Source organism: Coprococcus hominis (ex Arizal et al. 2022), assembly GCF_040094675.1.
GTDB classification, from domain to species: Bacteria; Bacillota; Clostridia; order Lachnospirales; family Lachnospiraceae; genus Coprococcus_C; species Coprococcus_C hominis.
The window spans coordinates 144,157-160,987 of the sequence record NZ_JBBNHG010000024.1 but is presented as its reverse complement, the minus strand read 5'-3'; the positions used below and the strand labels follow the sequence as shown (position 1 = coordinate 160,987).

Annotated in this window: 18 protein-coding genes and 1 riboswitch; of the genes, 17 read left to right on the top strand and 1 reads right to left on the bottom strand. The window is 42.7% G+C overall.

Annotation, left to right across the window (positions count from 1 at the left end):
• Positions 1-100: 100 nt before the first annotated feature.
• Positions 101-733, top strand: a complete 633-nt coding sequence (locus AAAT93_RS03225; protein WP_055264414.1) for a hypothetical protein — start codon at positions 101-103, stop codon at positions 731-733.
• Between the two features lie 258 nt (positions 734-991).
• On the top strand, positions 992-1,618 hold the full coding sequence (locus AAAT93_RS03220) for a DUF3879 family protein (RefSeq protein ID WP_008115691.1): 627 nt from the start codon (positions 992-994) through the stop codon (positions 1,616-1,618).
• A gap of 370 nt (positions 1,619-1,988) precedes the next feature.
• Here the strand turns inward: AAAT93_RS03220 and AAAT93_RS03215 are convergent, their stop codons facing one another.
• Positions 1,989-2,228 carry a DUF6061 family protein gene (locus tag AAAT93_RS03215; RefSeq protein ID WP_008115692.1) on the bottom strand — a complete coding sequence of 80 codons (240 nt, stop codon included), beginning with the start codon at positions 2,226-2,228 and terminating at the stop codon, positions 1,989-1,991.
• Between the two features lie 325 nt (positions 2,229-2,553).
• Here AAAT93_RS03215 and AAAT93_RS03210 point away from each other — a divergent pair, with 325 nt between their 5' ends.
• The 15 genes from AAAT93_RS03210 to AAAT93_RS03140 all read left to right on the top strand — a co-directional run bounded on the left by AAAT93_RS03210 (position 2,554) and on the right by AAAT93_RS03140 (position 16,760).
• The gene (locus AAAT93_RS03210; RefSeq protein WP_012740435.1) at positions 2,554-3,177 is read left to right on the top strand and encodes a class I SAM-dependent methyltransferase; all 624 of its coding nucleotides are present in this window, start codon (positions 2,554-2,556) and stop codon (positions 3,175-3,177) included.
• 150 nt (positions 3,178-3,327) lie between these two features.
• Positions 3,328-3,522 (top strand): hypothetical protein, encoded by a 195-nt coding sequence (locus AAAT93_RS03205; protein WP_177980690.1) that lies wholly within the window; start codon positions 3,328-3,330, stop codon positions 3,520-3,522.
• 101 nt (positions 3,523-3,623) lie between these two features.
• Positions 3,624-3,788, top strand: coding sequence for a hypothetical protein (locus AAAT93_RS03200; RefSeq protein ID WP_177980689.1), 165 nt, complete (start codon positions 3,624-3,626; stop codon positions 3,786-3,788).
• 185 nt (positions 3,789-3,973) lie between these two features.
• Positions 3,974-4,384 (top strand): helix-turn-helix domain-containing protein, encoded by a 411-nt coding sequence (locus AAAT93_RS03195; protein WP_177980688.1) that lies wholly within the window; start codon positions 3,974-3,976, stop codon positions 4,382-4,384.
• An 84-nt stretch (positions 4,385-4,468) separates the two neighbouring features.
• Entirely contained in the window at positions 4,469-4,954 is a 486-nt protein-coding gene (locus tag AAAT93_RS03190) for a phage integrase N-terminal SAM-like domain-containing protein (RefSeq protein ID WP_227572710.1), read from the top strand.
• A gap of 53 nt (positions 4,955-5,007) precedes the next feature.
• On the top strand, positions 5,008-5,310 hold the full coding sequence (locus AAAT93_RS03185; protein ID WP_177981672.1) for a type II toxin-antitoxin system RelB/DinJ family antitoxin: 303 nt from the start codon (positions 5,008-5,010) through the stop codon (positions 5,308-5,310).
• Complete coding sequence (locus AAAT93_RS03180) at positions 5,310-5,630, top strand: type II toxin-antitoxin system RelE/ParE family toxin (RefSeq protein WP_021984425.1); 321 nt, start codon at positions 5,310-5,312, stop codon at positions 5,628-5,630. The genes AAAT93_RS03185 and AAAT93_RS03180 overlap by 1 nt, the downstream gene beginning before the upstream one ends.
• Positions 5,631-5,667: 37 nt before the next feature.
• Positions 5,668-5,985: a hypothetical protein gene (locus AAAT93_RS03175; RefSeq protein ID WP_021984426.1), complete on the top strand. Its 318-nt coding sequence runs from the start codon at positions 5,668-5,670 to the stop codon at positions 5,983-5,985.
• Positions 5,986-6,169: 184 nt separating this feature from the next.
• On the top strand, positions 6,170-9,235 hold the full coding sequence (locus tag AAAT93_RS03170) for a tetratricopeptide repeat protein (RefSeq protein ID WP_227572712.1): 3,066 nt from the start codon (positions 6,170-6,172) through the stop codon (positions 9,233-9,235).
• A gap of 86 nt (positions 9,236-9,321) precedes the next feature.
• Positions 9,322-9,536: riboswitch (cobalamin riboswitch) on the top strand.
• A 165-nt stretch (positions 9,537-9,701) separates the two neighbouring features.
• Entirely contained in the window at positions 9,702-10,751 is a 1,050-nt protein-coding gene (locus AAAT93_RS03165) for a sirohydrochlorin cobaltochelatase (protein WP_227572714.1), read from the top strand.
• Between the two features lie 27 nt (positions 10,752-10,778).
• The gene (locus AAAT93_RS03160; protein WP_227572716.1) at positions 10,779-11,699 is read left to right on the top strand and encodes a hypothetical protein; all 921 of its coding nucleotides are present in this window, start codon (positions 10,779-10,781) and stop codon (positions 11,697-11,699) included.
• Positions 11,700-11,710: 11 nt separating this feature from the next.
• Positions 11,711-12,910: an ABC transporter substrate-binding protein gene (locus AAAT93_RS03155; RefSeq protein WP_420315029.1), complete on the top strand. Its 1,200-nt coding sequence runs from the start codon at positions 11,711-11,713 to the stop codon at positions 12,908-12,910.
• Positions 12,911-12,970: 60 nt separating this feature from the next.
• Positions 12,971-13,999, top strand: coding sequence for a FecCD family ABC transporter permease (locus AAAT93_RS03150; protein WP_227572719.1), 1,029 nt, complete (start codon positions 12,971-12,973; stop codon positions 13,997-13,999).
• On the top strand, positions 13,983-15,101 hold the full coding sequence (locus AAAT93_RS03145) for an ABC transporter ATP-binding protein (RefSeq protein WP_227572721.1): 1,119 nt from the start codon (positions 13,983-13,985) through the stop codon (positions 15,099-15,101). The genes AAAT93_RS03150 and AAAT93_RS03145 overlap by 17 nt, the downstream gene beginning before the upstream one ends.
• 63 nt (positions 15,102-15,164) lie before the next feature.
• Positions 15,165-16,760 (top strand): peptide chain release factor 3, encoded by a 1,596-nt coding sequence (locus AAAT93_RS03140; protein ID WP_021984433.1) that lies wholly within the window; start codon positions 15,165-15,167, stop codon positions 16,758-16,760.
• The last annotated feature ends 71 nt before the right edge of the window (positions 16,761-16,831 follow it).

Sequence of the window (16,831 nt, the reverse complement as noted above, 5' to 3'; positions counted from 1 at the left end):
GGATTGCTCTTTTTGTTTGCAAACTCCCTAAAATAAAGGTTTTAGAACAAAAAAGAGGTAGTCTTTTGACACTACCCTTGATTGAAAGAGAGGTATTCGTATGAACGCAAAGAAATTTTCTGACGCTATGAGCGAGCTTGATACAAAATATGTTGATGAAGCACTCAACTACAAAACGAAAATGAAAAAGCCTATATGGATAAAGTGGGGAATTATGGCAGCCTGTCTTTGCCTTATAATTTGCGTAGTTACAATTCCGCGTTTACTTAATGGCTCTAATCCCCCTATTTCTGGAGATTTGGCTCCTATGGTTTATGTAAATAACAAGTTGTATCAATATACGGATAGTCAACTCGATTTTACAGATAAAGAAAGCCAGTTCACTTATTTAGGGGAAATCGAAAGCAAAGTTAGCTCATCGCAAGAGCCAAAAGAGAATTTCCAAGCCAATGACGATATTGTAGGTGCTAAAGTATATCAATATGAAAATAATATTGTGGTTTTAATTGATGGTAAATATTTCTTATATAGTCATATGGAAGATGCTGAAAATGAAACGGTTGAATTTGAAGGACAGTTATTTAACAAATCGGACTTATCCGAAGAAACCCTTGAATGGCTTGAGTGGTATAATTCGATACCGCCAGAAAAACAACTTGCTGTCAATTCAATTCCAGCCGAGCTATATACTGATGACGGTGTTGGAACGGTTGACGCAGACCAAGAAAAATAATTTTGATTGACACCCACAAGGGACAGCCGAGATTGAGGATGGAAAGAAGAAAATCCGCCAGTTTGAGAACTTGGAAAAGAGGTTGCGTCAAAAGTTATCCAAAGAGGAACGAAGAACACGCAACAACCACCTGTATAATCAAGAGGGCACTTAACAGTGAAACTTATTTCTTGGAGATTTATGACGATATATACTATATAGCATTGAGTTAATTCTAAACGGATTTTGAATTTATTTACAAGGAGGTTTTATATGTCAATGAATATCAGCGGATTAGGCAATACCTATAATGGTATCAACACAAATAGTAAACAATATAAGGCTTTGAAAGAAAAAGGCTGGTTATCTGGTATTATGCAAAATGAAGCCATGATGTCAGCAGAAGAAAGATTGATATATGAAACATTCGGTGGAAGAGATACCATTATTAAGAATCTGATGAAGCAATTTGATTCGGATGGCGATTTACTGAATGCAAATGGAGTGGCGGGAATGGATGTTACCGGAAAAGGTACATCATGGCAGCAGCTCACGAGTGTATCCGAGGAATATCGTCAAAAGATGTTTGATAATGTGAAGAGGGAATTTATTAAGGAAAACGGTATTTCAAATGGTGATACAACTAAGCGTTCAGATATTTTTAAGGATTATCAGTTAAGCGTAAGTAAAGACAAACGTTTAAGTGGTACATGGACTTTAGAGCAATACGAAGGACAGTATAGAGCTGCTATGTATGCAGCAGTGAAATCGGCTAATCCAAATTGGAAGCCGGGACAAAAGTTTGATACAAGCATTCTTGATAACGTTACAAGAGAATCAGTGGAATCTACGCTTGTCAAAAATGGTAATAGGTTAGTTCGCAATTCTATTGATGTATCAGTATAGAATACAACATCTTTGGTGCTAGAGATACGGTCAAATAAGCTGCTCCATCATGGGAAAAGTATAAAATTAGGAGCTTTAGATAATATCACAAGGGAAAAGTTTTCAAAAACTTCTGGTAACTCTTTGAAATACATATCATATCAATAGATACGATAATATAAATTATGTTTGTATTTGTTGATAACAGGTTTATATCGGAAAAATTGTAAATTTATTTTCTATGTGAATTTTCATTTTTGTAGGGCTGGCATTAGACCAGCCCTTGATTTCATTATAATAGATAAAAAGATATTGAATATATATGCACGGTAAAAAGACGATTCTCAATAAATGAGATTGGGAAAAAGTAACCTTAGTGCTGTTGAAAAAATCACCATAGTTCTAATGAATCTTCTGCATCTACCCATATCTGCATTGTTTCATCAAGATATAATTTTGCATATTCAAGCGGTTTATCAATGGCAAGTGCGTTCAATGCACAGTCTGATCCGGGTGTGGTTTTTAAATCCTTTTCGGCTTCCCAACAGTCAATGCGGAGCATATAACCAGCAGAAGTATAAATATCAATGCTGTTTCTGTGTGGATTGTATTCTGCAAATATTGTTCTCATCGTATAGAATCTCCTTATCATTCAATCAGTCATTTGTTACAAAAATCAGAAGCATTTCAATCAGTTCACCATGTCACTTTTATTTTGTGTTATACTGTTTTATAGATTTTTCTTGCCCTTGTATTTGCCCTTATCAGAGTTCGTAAACGCTGACGGGACGATATAACACAAGGGAAACAATAAGGGAAAGCTCACCTGCGATAAATCCAGTGTTTTCAAGGGTTTGCAGAGAATTTAATAACAAAATATAACAGTTATTAAATTCCCTAAAACAGGTGAAATCTCAATCGGGATTTGTATTATTGAATAAAATGGAGATTTTGATATGAAAGACAAGGCAAACAAGGGTTATTGGCAACGACTTGCAAAAATATATGCACCTTTGATGGAGTCAGATAAGAAATTTTATAATGCAATCTGCGGATATATTAGAGATTATCTCAAATCTGATATGAATGTATTAGAATTAGCTTGTGGAACAGGGCAGCTATCTTTCCCATTGTCTGATTGTACTAATAGCTGGACGGCAACCGATTTTTCGGAAAATATGATTAAGCAAGCGAAAAGGAGAGGTACAACAGAAAAACTTAGTTTTTGCGTAGCCGATGCAACGGCACTTTCATATGAGAATGAAAATTTTGATTGTGTAGTAATTTCAAATGCACTGCACATTATGCCAGAGCCTGAAAAAGCAATGCAGGAAATTCGTAGAGTATTAAAAAAAGATGGTATTTTGTACGCACCAACCTTCTTATGGGCAGAGAAAAAATCAAGTGGTTTACGAAAGCGATTGATGTCTATTACAGGATTTAAAGCATATAAAGAATGGAACAAGGAAAATTTTTGTGAGTTTATTACGGATTATGGCTTTACAGTCGTCAAAGTGAATTTGGTGGATGGCGGTTTAGCTCCTGTTGGAGTTTTGATTGCGAAAAAAACTAATTATTAAATTCCAGTTTCTGTTGCTTAAATAATGGGAATATGGCGTAAAGCAAGGGACGCAACTTAAGGTTGCGTAAATGCAAAAGTAGGTTGGTGGAAGGAAAACATAAATTGAGCTATAATATTTCCTCATAAAGATGAGCCAGAGTATGTTTTATTGGAAATTGACAAAGTGACTTTTTGGGGAGAACACACAACAATACTTGGTTGGTATGAAACATTAGAAAATATTGAAAAAGAAATTAGAGAGATAGCGGGAGCCATTAACAATGGCGATGGTGCATATAGTCTTAAATATAATGCGGAGATAGAACTGGGTGGATTCTTTGGCTCGTCCAAGATAAAGAAATAAGAATGTTATTATGAAAAGCCGTATGCGAGAAAGTCGCACGTACGGTTTTGTGCGGGGCTAGTGTCGTGAGGCACTGGTCTACTCGACTGCGGAGGATGATTATGAGTAGCAAGGAAATTTTTATTATGGCAATAATATTGCTTGTTTCATCGCCAGCTTGGTTTTTAGCAGAACATACTGCGCTGGCTATTATATGGCTATGTGCCGGAGTTGCAGACTTAATCATTGCATTAGTAAAACGCAACAAAGAGAAGAAAAGTAAGTAAAATTCAGCTTGTTGAGAGATTGGAAAGAAGCGTAAGCTTTGAATTTTCCAAATTGTTTAATACATTTTTGAACTGAAAAACTTGATTGAAACCGTTGGTTGACAAATTTCCAAGCATAGGTGGTGGTAATGCAACCTAAAATATTGCTATGATTTTGTCAAGTCAAAAGGAAAGGAGAACTGACAATGAATATAGCAGACAGAATACAATATTTACGAAAACAAAAAGGATATTCGCAGGAGGAACTTGCTGATAAGGTTGGCGTATCAAGACAGGCAGTATCAAAATGGGAAAGTGAACAAACCACACCCGATTTAGAAAAAGTAATCGCTATGAGCGAACTTTTTGAAGTCACAACGGATTATATTCTTAAAGGAATAGAACCAGTATCAACAACGAATAGAAAGACTGTTAAGACGTTGTACTTAGGGTTTGTTTTAATATTTGCAACCATAGCAGGAATATGGTCTTTTGCTGCAAACCGATTTGATTATGATGAAATTATTATGATTATTTTAGCAGGCGGCGTAGTTGGTTTAGGAACGGCTCTAATTGTTCAGGTAATCGGCAGTATAGTTTCAAACAAGAAACAATAATAAAAGTGAAACTTTCAGTAATACGCTCTGTTGAAGTGTTGATTTTTCTACGATATACTCCTACAAAAAAAGGAGTGTTTCATTATGGGAAAGGAAATCTATAACATTATCAATGATATGGCAGAGGTATTGAATGCATCGCAGATGCAGAAACTACAGGAAGTGTTGGTTAATCGTTTGTCGGAAAATCGTGTGCCTGATTATTTACAAACTCGTAATGAGAAATTCCTGGATATGTTTCTAACGGCTAAACATTTAGAAGGCTGTTCGGATAAGACGATATGTTATTATAGGTGTAATATCCAGAGAATGTTGGAAACAGTAGATGTTCCGGTTATAAAAATATCTACAGAAATGCTACGAAAGTACCTGTTAGAGTATCAATCGATTAATAATTGTGGAAAGGTTACTATAGATAATGTTCGCAGGAGCCTTTCCACATTTTTTTCATGGTTAGAGGAGGAAGATTATATTATTAAAAGCCCGATGAAGAGAATCCATAAGGTAAAAACGGCGGTTGTGGTTAATCAAAACAATGTGAAGCTATCGCATCGAAAGTATATTTCATAGATTGATTTGTAACGCAAAAAGCGTTACAATAAAGAAAAATGGAGGTGTATTCTATGGGAAAAACAGCAACATTAAATTTGAGAGTAAATCCAGATGTAAAAGAAAATGCAGAAAGTGTACTAGAGCAATTAGGGATACCGATGGCTACTGCGATAGATATGTATTTAAAACAAATATCATTAGTAGGAGGAATTCCCTTTTCTGTTGTATTGCCAAAAGCAGCTAGTTCAGTAAATGCAGATATGATGTCTGTTACGCAGATTCATCAAAAGTTAGAAAAAGGATATGCAGATATAGAAAAAGGAAATGTTGAGGATGCAGCTAGTGCTTTTGCGGCATTTAGAGAGAGGCATTAATGAAGCAATATAAAGTAGAGATTACAGAAGAAGCTTTGCAGGATATGGAAGATATATACAATTATATTGCTATAGATTTGCTGGCTTCTGAAAATGCAATGGGACAATATGATCGTATTGCGGATGAAATACTTACATTAGACACTTTCCCGGAACGATTTAGGATTATGGATTCGGAGCCGGAAAAGAGAATGGAGTTGCGTAGAATGCTCGTTGATAATTATTCAGTGATTTACACAATTTGTGACGAAAGAGTAATTGTAACGGATGTTTTATACACGGCATCTGATATAGAAGCACGTTTGAGAGGCGAGATATAAAAGCTCGTGTTTATTTGAAGTTGAAGGAGGAACAAGTATGGAAGGCAAGATGACAAAAATTGAAAAAATAATGGCTATTTGTTCATTGTTAATCCTAATCACTGCGATTATTGTAAGAGGTGTTATAGGAGTTAATGATTCAGGAGTTTTAGTTATTCTCTCTTTTACAGGACTCCTTATGTGGTTAATTTTTCTGATATGTGCTTTTTTTCCATCAGACTGGAGGATGACTGAAAAACAAAAGGCTAAAATCATGAATCGAGTGGAATATCAAAATAAATATAGGAGAACTCTTATTATTATTGACACGATTTTAGCAGTAATTTTTGCTGTTATGATAATGACATTAGGATAGGTGAGAATTTCAGTTTGCAACTCAGTAATAACAAAAGCAGACCGTGTCCATGAGCACAGCAGTAGCTAGTTTTATTGCAGCCAAACGATTAGAAGGATATGGTTGCGGATGATGGTATGTTATATGAGACAACGAAAAAGTAGCAAATCGATGTAGAATGAAGAAAGGTACAAGGGCAGGGGTTATGAACATATGGACAATACTTGGAATCGGTCAGACAGACGATAAGGGTGCAATCAAGCAGGCGTATCGTGAGCGGTTAAAATCTGTGAATCCGGAGGAGGATGCAGATGGTTTCATGGAGCTTCGGAATGCCTATGAGGAGGCGATTGCAAGCTGTGAAAGGCAGGAGGCGTTGCCGGAGGATATGGATGACGAAGCTTCGGAAGGCTTACAGCCGCCGAGGACGGAGCTTACCGATAAATTAGAACAACTATACAACGATTATCCGAACCGTATCCGTGTGGATGCGTGGAGAGAGCTTTTTCGTGAGGATGCATTTGTATCGCTTGACACAGAGGCAGAAGCATTAGAGGAGCTGCTTGTATTCATGATGGGTCATTACCGGATGCCGGATGCGGTTTTTCGTGAGATTGTGGACCGGTTTGATATCGCCCTGCGCAAAGAAGATCTGCTGGTGAAATTCCCGGAGGATTATATTTCTTATATTCTTGGGGTAGCGGCGCGGAAACAGGACGGCTTTGCTTATGAATATCTGACCGGAGATTATACATATGCCGATGATTATATTGAGCAGTATATGAAGATTGAGCGGATGGACAAGCAAGACGAGCCGACACCAGAGAACCGGACAGCACTCCACAAGGAATTAGAACGACTGAAACAACTTCCTCTTACACATCCACATGGTGATGTGCTGGAGATCTATGTGCAGATGCGGGATACGCATTTGCAGGAAAAGGATGTGGAACAACCACTACCAAGGGCGGAAGCAGAGGCTGTATATGAGACACTTTTAAGCAGGATCGATGCGAAACTTGCGCGGTATCCGAAGGATGAGATGACGCAGTTTATCAAGAGTGAGATGCTGTACCGCCTGGAACGATATGAGGAGGCGAAGCAGGTCGCAGAGGAGATCCTTGCGGAGAATCCGGATTATGAAGACGCGCAGTATTGCTTAGGAGATATTTATTATGCGATGGGGGACCTGGAGAAAGCAAAGGATATCTTTGAGGAGCTGATGCACAACAATTATGGGGATATGGCGTACCTTACCCGGCTGCAGCAGGTAAATGAAGCAATCATTGACAAATGGAAGCAGGATGTGGCAGAGCATCCGGACGATCATCAGAAAAAGTTAGATCTGGCATGGTGCTATTATCAGAATCAGCGGGAGCCGGAAGCGTTGGAGGTGTTCGATACATTTGAACCGGAGGGCGATGAGATCTTCTTCTATTGTAATGCGAAGGGCAGATGTTATCTGGCAACCGGACAGACGGAGAAGGCACTGCCATTGTTCTTAAGATGGAAGAAGGCAATTGAGGATATACAGCCGGAAGAAGGCGGCTATACAGAGGAACAGAACAAGCGCAGAAAGCGGTATCCGTATGCACATACACTGATCGCAAGCTGTTACTATAACCTGAAAGAGTACGAGAAAGCGAAGGAATATATACAGCTTCCGGTCGAGACGGAGCATGAGGAGCAGATCACCGGACTGATCCTGAATCTCCGGATTCTCTATGAATTGCAGGAGTATGGCAACTGTATGAAGGCGTGCGATGCGATGTTAGAGCATATTGATTATGAATCTATGGTCTATGAGGATGAATACTGGGCGCATTGCTACCGGGCAAAATGCTGTTATATGTTAGATTACCTACAGGAATGTATCTATTCGGCGGAGAAGGCGATACGGATCTATCCATATGGTGTGGAGCCGTACATACAGGAGATACTGACCTTCCAGCAGGCAGAGCAGTACGAAGATGCCGAAAATGTAATGGCACAGTACCGGGAGTTCCGTCCGGAGAGCGATGCGATGGATTATTATGAGGCATTAAACCTTCGTGCACAGGAAAAATCAGAGGAAGCGTTGAAGCTTTTAGAGAAAGTAGAAGCAAATTATAAGGCGGATGAATCCGATCTGCCAAATTATGAAGATCTGTTGTTAGAGCTGGCAGATCTCTATGATGAAGCAAACCGAAATGAGGAGTCCATTGCGGTTTATAAGAAGGTTGCGTCTATCAATCCGAAAAATCCAGATGTGTTTGGATATCTGGGATATATGTATCGGAAGGTTCATGAGACGGATCTTGCAATCAAGGCGTACGAAGATCAGATCTGTGTACGACCGCATGCAGCATATTATACGAATCTTGGATTTATCTACTGGGAGCGGCGGGATTACGAGAAAGCGTTAGAGAATTTTGAACAATCACTGGCAATCGCGCCGGAGCGGTCAGACCGGGATATCCGTAGAAAGACAGAGGTCATCCGCTTTAAATCCCGTGTGCTGCTCTGCCTGAACCGGATTACAGAAGGGTGTCAGATTCTGTTGGATGCAATTCATAAATACGGAGATGACATGGATCCGCAGCTTCGTATCGAGGCAGGTCTCGCACTCACACGAGCAGACCGCTATCCGGAGGCAGAACAGCTGCTGGAAAGCTATGCAGAGGAAGGCACGGATGAAAGTCTGCGGTTTGACTGCGCGAGTCTTCTGATGGAGCTTGCCGGGGAAGAGGACGATACGCTGATGATGGATCAGATGTATCAGCTCGGTATAAAGTTAAAGCCGGATAATACAAGCATTTACAGCAAGTACGGCAGAGTGCTTATCATGAGTGGCAGATATGCGGATGCAGTCGATGCATACAAAAAGGCAGTCAACTTAAATAAAGAAACCAATTATTATGGGGAACTGTTGCAGGCACTCTATCTGCGGGATGGAGAGATCAAGTCCGAGTATGCAGAGTATTTAAGTAAAGCAGTGATACCGGAGGAAGACCGGAAGACACCGCTTGATTATATCAAGCTTGCAAGATACTGCCGGGTGATCGGTGATTATGCAGATGCGGAGAAATATTTGAAACAGGCGGTTTCGATGAAGGTTTGTTCAAGCTGTGGGTATCATGGCTGCGAGGAAGGTTATTATGAACTTGGAATCCTGTATGAGGTGATGGGAGAGCGGAAGATGGCCATTGAAGCCTATGAGAAAGCCATCGAGGCGCATGGACACTGTTATGTCTATGAGAAACGGCTGCAGGATCTGCTTGAAAATAGCTAAAAGATATGAATAATATAGCTTAAAGGTATCACGCACATGAAATTTGTACTTGTACATTTCGTGTGCGTGTGTTATTATTGCGACGAATTGAATTCATAATATACGGTGCCGTGGAGCTTTTTTTGTTTGAAAAGCAGACATGTGTTAAAAGGGAAGCAGGTGGAAGTCCTGCACGATCTCGTCACTGTAAGCCGGGAGTATACATTCGATATCGGAAGATAACCACTGGCCGCAAGGCTGGGAAGGGGAATGTGTATGAGGATCGGTAAGTCAGGAAACCTGCCGTGTATTGGTACAGGAAAAATTTCCAGATCACGAGTAATTGGTCGTACCGTTGTAGATTAAGTTCTATGGCCTGTTGCTCCGTCAGTTTGTGATTTCGCTGGCGGCTTTTTTTCTGTGCGTCTGAATTGATTCTTAACAAGTGACTGGATAAAAAACAAAAGGAAAGAGGTACAGAAAGAAAATGAAGAAATCGAAATTAAGCGTAGCACTTCTTACAGCATGCATGGCAGCAACTCTGCTTGCAGGATGTGGAGACAAGAAGACAGAGACAACTGAGGCAACCACAGAAGCAACCACAGAGGCTGCAACAGAAGCAGCAACAACCACAGAGGCAACGGTTGCAGACGCAACTGCATCTGAGGCAGATGCAGATGAAGATGAGAATTATGAGACAGGAGATGCATCATTGGATAATGTTCGTAATCAGGATGAAATTGGTGACAACGAGTTGCTTGTTGTAAGTTTTGGTACAAGCTTTAACGACAGCCGTCGTCTGACGATCGGTGCAATCGAGGATAAGCTTGATGAAGAATTCGGTAAAGATTATTCCGTCAGAAGAGGCTTTACAAGCCAGATCATCATTGATCATGTAAAGAGAAGAGATGGCATTGCCATTGATAATATGGCAGAAGCACTTGACCGTGCGGTTGATAACGGAGTCAAAAATCTTGTAATCCAGCCGACACATCTGATGAATGGTCTGGAATATACAGATGTTGTAAATGAAGTAGGCGATTATGCAGATGCGTTTGATCAGGTTGTAATCGGTGATCCGCTTCTTACAAGTGATGAGGACTTCGATGAGGTTGTGAAGGCTATCACAGATGCAACAGCTGAGTATGATGATGGTGAGACAGCCATCTGCTTCATGGGACATGGTACAGAGGCAGACAGCAACGAAGTATACCAGAAGATGCAGGATAAGCTGACAGACGCCGGCTTTGAGAACTATTTCGTAGGTACGGTTGAGGCAACTCCTTCTGTGGATGATGTACTTGCGAAGGTACAGGCAGGCGATTACAAGAAGGTTGTTCTTGAGCCTTTGATGATCGTAGCCGGTGACCATGCAAACAACGATATGGCTGGTGATGAGGAAGGTTCTTGGAAGACAACATTCGAGGATGCAGGTTATGATGTAACATGTCTCGTTCGTGGTCTTGGTGAGCTTCCGGCAATTCAGGATATCTTTGTAAAGCATGCACAGGCAGCTATTGACAAATTAAACAAATAATAGAATAAAAAACGCGAGGAATGAATCGTGAAGAAATGGAATGTAAGTCTTGCAGCAGGCGTGGTACTTGCCTGCCTGCTTGCAGGATGCGGAAAAAATGATACAACAACACAGGAGACAACTGCCGCGGCTACGACGGAAGCCGTGACAACAGAGCAGGCAACCGAAGCAGATGCACAGATTGCAACCGGTTCGGATCTGGCATCGGCAAGTGACGTGGTAGAGGATTGGATGGTTCCGATTCCGGCAGAGAATGTCGCAGATGGTGAATATGACATCGAGGTTGATTCAAGTTCTTCGATGTTCAACATTACTGCCTGCAAGCTCACGGTAGCAGACGGCAAGATGACCGCCGTTATGACGATGGGAGGAAAAGGCTATCGGTATCTGTATATGGGTACCGGCGAAGAGGCGGTTGCTGCAGATGAGTCAGAGTATATCCCATATGTAGAGGATGCAGATGGTGCGCATACATTTACAGTTCCTGTGGATGCGCTGGATGAGGGCATTGCTTGTGCCGCATTCAGCAACAAAAAAGAAAAATGGTATGAGCGGACGCTGGTATTCCGTTCCGATTCACTTCCGGCTGATGCCATAGATAATCCGTCGATGAAAACGGCAGAGGATTTAGGAATCGCCGATGGTGAATATACGGTTGAGGTAACCCTGTCCGGAGGCTCCGGCCGTGCAACGGTGGAAAGCCCGACGAAAATCAAGGTGGAAAATGGAATCGCGACTGCAACGATTATCATGAGTTCTTCAAACTATGATTATGTGATTGTCGGTGAGGAGAAGTATCTGCCGGTCAATACGGAAGGAAATTCTACATTTGAGATTCCGGTTACCGGATTTGACTACAATATGCCGATTTCAGCGGATACGACGGCGATGAGTACGCCACATGAGATCGACTATACATTATATTTTGATTCTAAAACAATAAAGTAAGGGTGTTGAATTTGAGACGAGGAAGAAGAATTCTTTTTTTACTCCTGTTCGCCCTGTTATGTACGTTCCCCTGTGCTTGTGCAACACAGGGGAATGTTGCATATACAGAGGATGCAGGAACAAAAGAAAAAGTGACAGATGCATCTGCATCGGATGCAGATATCCGCTGGGATAACTTGAAAATAGAAAATAGTATGGATTTAAGCTATGCGACACAGTTTTCCGTGGATTATTATACGGGAGGGTATAAACTTATTTCCGTTTCTGATATCGGTGATTACCTGCTTGTGCCGGATGGGAAGAATGTACCGGAGGGACTTCCTTCGGATATTACAGTGATTGATGGAACACCGAAGCACGCATATCTGGCTGCAACGTCCGGCATGGACTTCATTGTGAAGATTGGACGTCTTAACAACCTTTCCTTCTCAGGCACGAAGGAAGATGGCTGGTATATCCCGGAGGCAAAGCAGGCGATGCAGGCACAGACACTTGCCTACGCCGGCAAATACAATGCGCCGGATGTGGAGCAGATGCTTGCCGGGGATTGTGATCTTGCTATCGAGTCGACGATGATCCTGCACAATCCGGAGGTAAAAGAGCAGTTAGAGACTTGTGGAATCCCAGTGATCGTGGAACATTCAAGCTATGAGACAGATCCGCTTGGCAGGTTGGAATGGGTGAAATTCTATGGCGCGTTGTTCGATGCGGAGGATGCTGCAGAGCAGTTGTTTGCGTCAGAGACGGCGAAGACCGCAGACGTTTTGAACGAGGCACCGACCGGAAAGACCGTTGCATTTTTTTATGTGACGACAAACGGTGGTGTCAATGTACGTAAGTCCGGTGATTATGTATCGAAGATGATCGAACTCGCCGGAGGAACCTGTATTACCTTTGATGATTCGGACGAGGAAAATGCGCTTTCAACTATGACAATCCAGATGGAGACATTCTATGAGCAGGCGAAGGATGCAGACTATATCATATACAACAGCACAATTGACAGTGAGCTTACGAGCGTATCAGAGCTTTTGCAGAAGAACGCGCTATTTGCGGATTTTAAAGCCGTTAAGGAAGGGCATGTGTACGGAACCGGAAAAAATATGTTTCAGGAGACGACCGGATATGGTACGATGATCGCGGATATGCATGCGATATTTACCGGACAGGAGATAAAGAGCGATTATTTTTATAAGCTGACAGAGGAATAAGCGGAATCGTGAAATCGGTGCATGGAACATGTACTATATGAATTGTGAAATGGAATAAAGATGAAGACAAAAAAGACGCGAATCATAATTACATATATCGTATTATTTACGCTGCTGCTTGGTGCAATTCTGCTATCACTTTATATCGGCAGTGTATCGATCGCCCCGCGGCAGGTATTCTCCGTATTAACCGGACACGGAACCGATGCGAAAGCGATGCAGATTATTCTTTCCATCCGTCTGCCGCGTGTGCTTGCGGCAGCAATCTTAGGAGGTGCACTTGCGGTATCGGGATTTTTGCTGCAGACATTTTTTAGAAATCCGATTGCAGGTCCGTTTGTGCTCGGAATCTCTTCCGGGGCGAAGCTGGTTGTTGCACTTGCGATGATCGTAGGTGTCTCACATGGTATTACAATGAGTTCGTGGTTTATGATCGCGATGGCATTGATCGGATCGCTCCTTTCGATGCTTTTCGTATTGGCGGTATCAAAGAAGGTGCAGGAAATGTCTATGCTGGTTGTATGTGGCGTGATGATCGGTTATATCTGTTCGGCAATCACGGATATTGCTGTGACCTTTGCAGATGATTCGAATATCGTGAATCTGCATAACTGGTCGCTTGGAAGCTTCGCCGGAATATCCATGGCGCATGTAAAGATCATGACAATTGTTGTTGTAGTGGCGGTGGCTGGTTCTTTTCTGCTATCTAAGCCGATCGGGGCATATCAGATGGGAGAAAGCTATGCGCAAAATGTCGGTGTATCGATCCGCCCGCTTCGTGTGATGCTGATTTTATTATCCAGTTTATTATCCGCCTGTGTGACGGCATTTGCGGGACCAATCTCATTTGTCGGAATCGCGGTGCCGCATCTTGTAAAGAGTATGGTAAAAACGACAAAGCCAATCGTGATGATACCGGTCAGCTTTCTTGGCGGTGGTGTGTTCTGCGTGCTCTGTGATTTGCTGGCACGGACAATCTTTGCTCCGGTCGAGCTTTCCATCAGCTCTGTGACAGCGGTATTTTTAGCACCGGTTGTAATTTACATGATGGTGAAGGAGAGGGGGCGCAGACATGGCTATGCACAGTGATGATGATTATATGGTTACGGAAGAGGCGAGTGTAGGCTATCAGAAGCGGACGCTCATAGACCATGTGAATCTTCATGTGAAAAAAGGAGAGATTCTTACCCTGATCGGACCAAACGGCGTGGGCAAATCGACGATTCTGAAAAGTATCATCCGGCAGTTATCCCTGATTGCAGGAACAGTCAGCATTGATGGGAAAGAGTTGTCTTCTTATGCACCGAAGGAGCTGGCGAAGAAGATGGCAATCGTGATGACAGAGCGGATTCATCCGGAACGATATACCTGTTATGATGTCGTGGCGACCGGTCGGTATCCGTATACCGGGAAGATGGGGATGCTGCAAAAAGAAGATGAAGAAAAAATCGAAGAAGCGATGCGGCAGGTGCAGGTGGAAGCGCTTCGGGATCAGGATTTTGAGAGGATCAGCGATGGACAGCGCCAGCGTGTGATGCTGGCGAGAGCAATCTGCCAGGAGCCGGAGATTTTAGTGCTAGATGAACCAACCTCGTATCTGGATATCCGCTATAAGACGGATTTCCTGTGGCTGTTGCGGTCGCTTGCAAGAAAACGGCAGATGGCAGTTGTGATGTCCCTGCACGAGATTGATCTGGCACAGAAGATCTCAGATCAGGTTGTCTGTGTGAAGGAACATCGTGTCGATCGGGTCGGCACGCCGGAAGAGGTGATGACGACCGAATATATACAGGAACTCTATGCGATGCAGGATGGCGTCTATGATGCGGCGTATGGTAGTGTGGAATTTCCGAAGCCAACCGGGGATGTCCATACCTTTGTGATCGGTGGAGGTGGATACGGAATCCCGCTATACCGGAAACTGCAGCGGCAGGGTATCCCATGTGCAGCGGGGATTTTACCTGTGCATGACCGGGAGTATCCGGTTGCGAAGGCGCTCTGTGAGAAGGTACTGGAAATCCCGGCCTTTACAATGCCGGAGGATACGATGCTTGCGCAGGCAAAGGCATTGATCGATGCCTGTGAGACGGTATATTGTCCATGTATGGAGTTCGGTGTGTGCAATTCGTACAATCAGGAGCTGTATTTTTATGCAAAAAAGCAAAATAAGTTGAAAAATCTTTCAGAATAGACTTTGAAAGCCATCTCTAAAATGCTATAATAACATGAAGTGAGTTTAAAGGTGGAGGAACAGATGGGAGCATCATTAGAAGAAGAGATTAAGAAGAGAAGAACATTTGCGATCATATCCCACCCGGATGCCGGTAAGACGACTTTGACAGAGAAGTTTCTGCTCTATGGAGGTGCGATCAATACAGCCGGTTCGGTAAAGGGAAAAGCAAATTCCAAATACGCAGTTTCCGATTGGATGGAGATTGAGAAGGAGAGAGGTATTTCCGTTACCTCATCCGTGTTGCAGTTTAATTATGACGGATATTGTATCAATATTCTGGATACACCGGGACATCAGGATTTCTCGGAGGATACCTATCGTACTTTGATGGCGGCAGATTCCGCGGTCATGGTAATCGACGCATCAAAGGGTGTAGAGGCGCAGACAATCAAGCTGTTTAAGGTTTGTGTGATGCGCCATATTCCGATTTTTACATTTATCAACAAGATGGATCTTGAAGCAAGAGATTCGTTTGAGCTTTTGGATGAGATCGAGAATGTCCTTGGAATCCGGACATGTCCGATCAACTGGCCAATCGGTGCAGGAAAGCGTTTCAAGGGTGTTTATGACCGGGATACAAAGAAAGTATCGATGTTTCAGGCAGTGTCTGTTGGCGGTGCGAAGTCGGCGGCAGAGACAGATTACGATGTGACAGATCCGGCGCTAAAAGATGCTGTCGGCGATGAACTTTATGCACAGCTGATGGACGAGATCGAGCTTCTGGATGGTGCGAGCGATGAGTTTGATCAGGAGCTGGTGGACAAGGGTGAGTTATCTCCGGTGTTCTTCGGTTCCGCACTGACGACATTCGGTGTGCAGACATTTCTGGAGCATTTCCTGAAGATGACACAGAGTCCACTTCCACGTATGTCGGATGCAGGTCTGATTGACCCAATCACAGAACCATTCTCCGGTTTTGTGTTCAAGATTCAGGCGAACATGAACAAGGCACATCACGATCGTATCGCGTTTATGCGGATCAGCTCCGGTAAGTTCGATGCGACCAAGGAAGTCTATCATGTGCAGAGTGGCAGAAAGCTTCGCTTATCCCAGCCACAGCAGATCATGGCACAGGATCGTAAGGTTATTGATGAGGCGTATGCCGGTGATGTCATCGGTGTATTCGATCCGGGTATTTTCTCTATCGGAGATACGTTATGTACGCCGGGAAAGAAATTCCAGTACGAGGGAATCCCGACCTTTGCACCGGAACATTTCTGCAGACTGGTTCACTTGGATTCGATGAAACGTAAGCAGTTTATCAAGGGTGTTACACAGATTGCACAGGAAGGTGCGATCCAGATGTTCCAGGATTATACACTTGGAATGTCCGAGATTATTGTCGGTGTGGTTGGTGTGCTGCAGTTTGACGTATTAAAATACAGACTGGAAAATGAATATGGATGTGACATCCGCTTAGAGCCGCTTCCATATAATTATATCCGATGGGTAAAGGATCCTTCCACAGATCTGAATAAGCTGTCGAGAATCAGCGACTGCAAGAAGGTGAAGGATATGAAGGACAATCCGCTTTTGCTGTTTGCAAATGAATGGTCTATCCGCCTGATGCTGGAGCATAACGAGGGACTGGAATTAGAAGAATTCCGCAAGAACTAGAGAATCAATGAATTGTGAATCCGGGGTTTAAAGTTGTATCAATATTGGGAGAAGCGTTGATATAAAAGGAG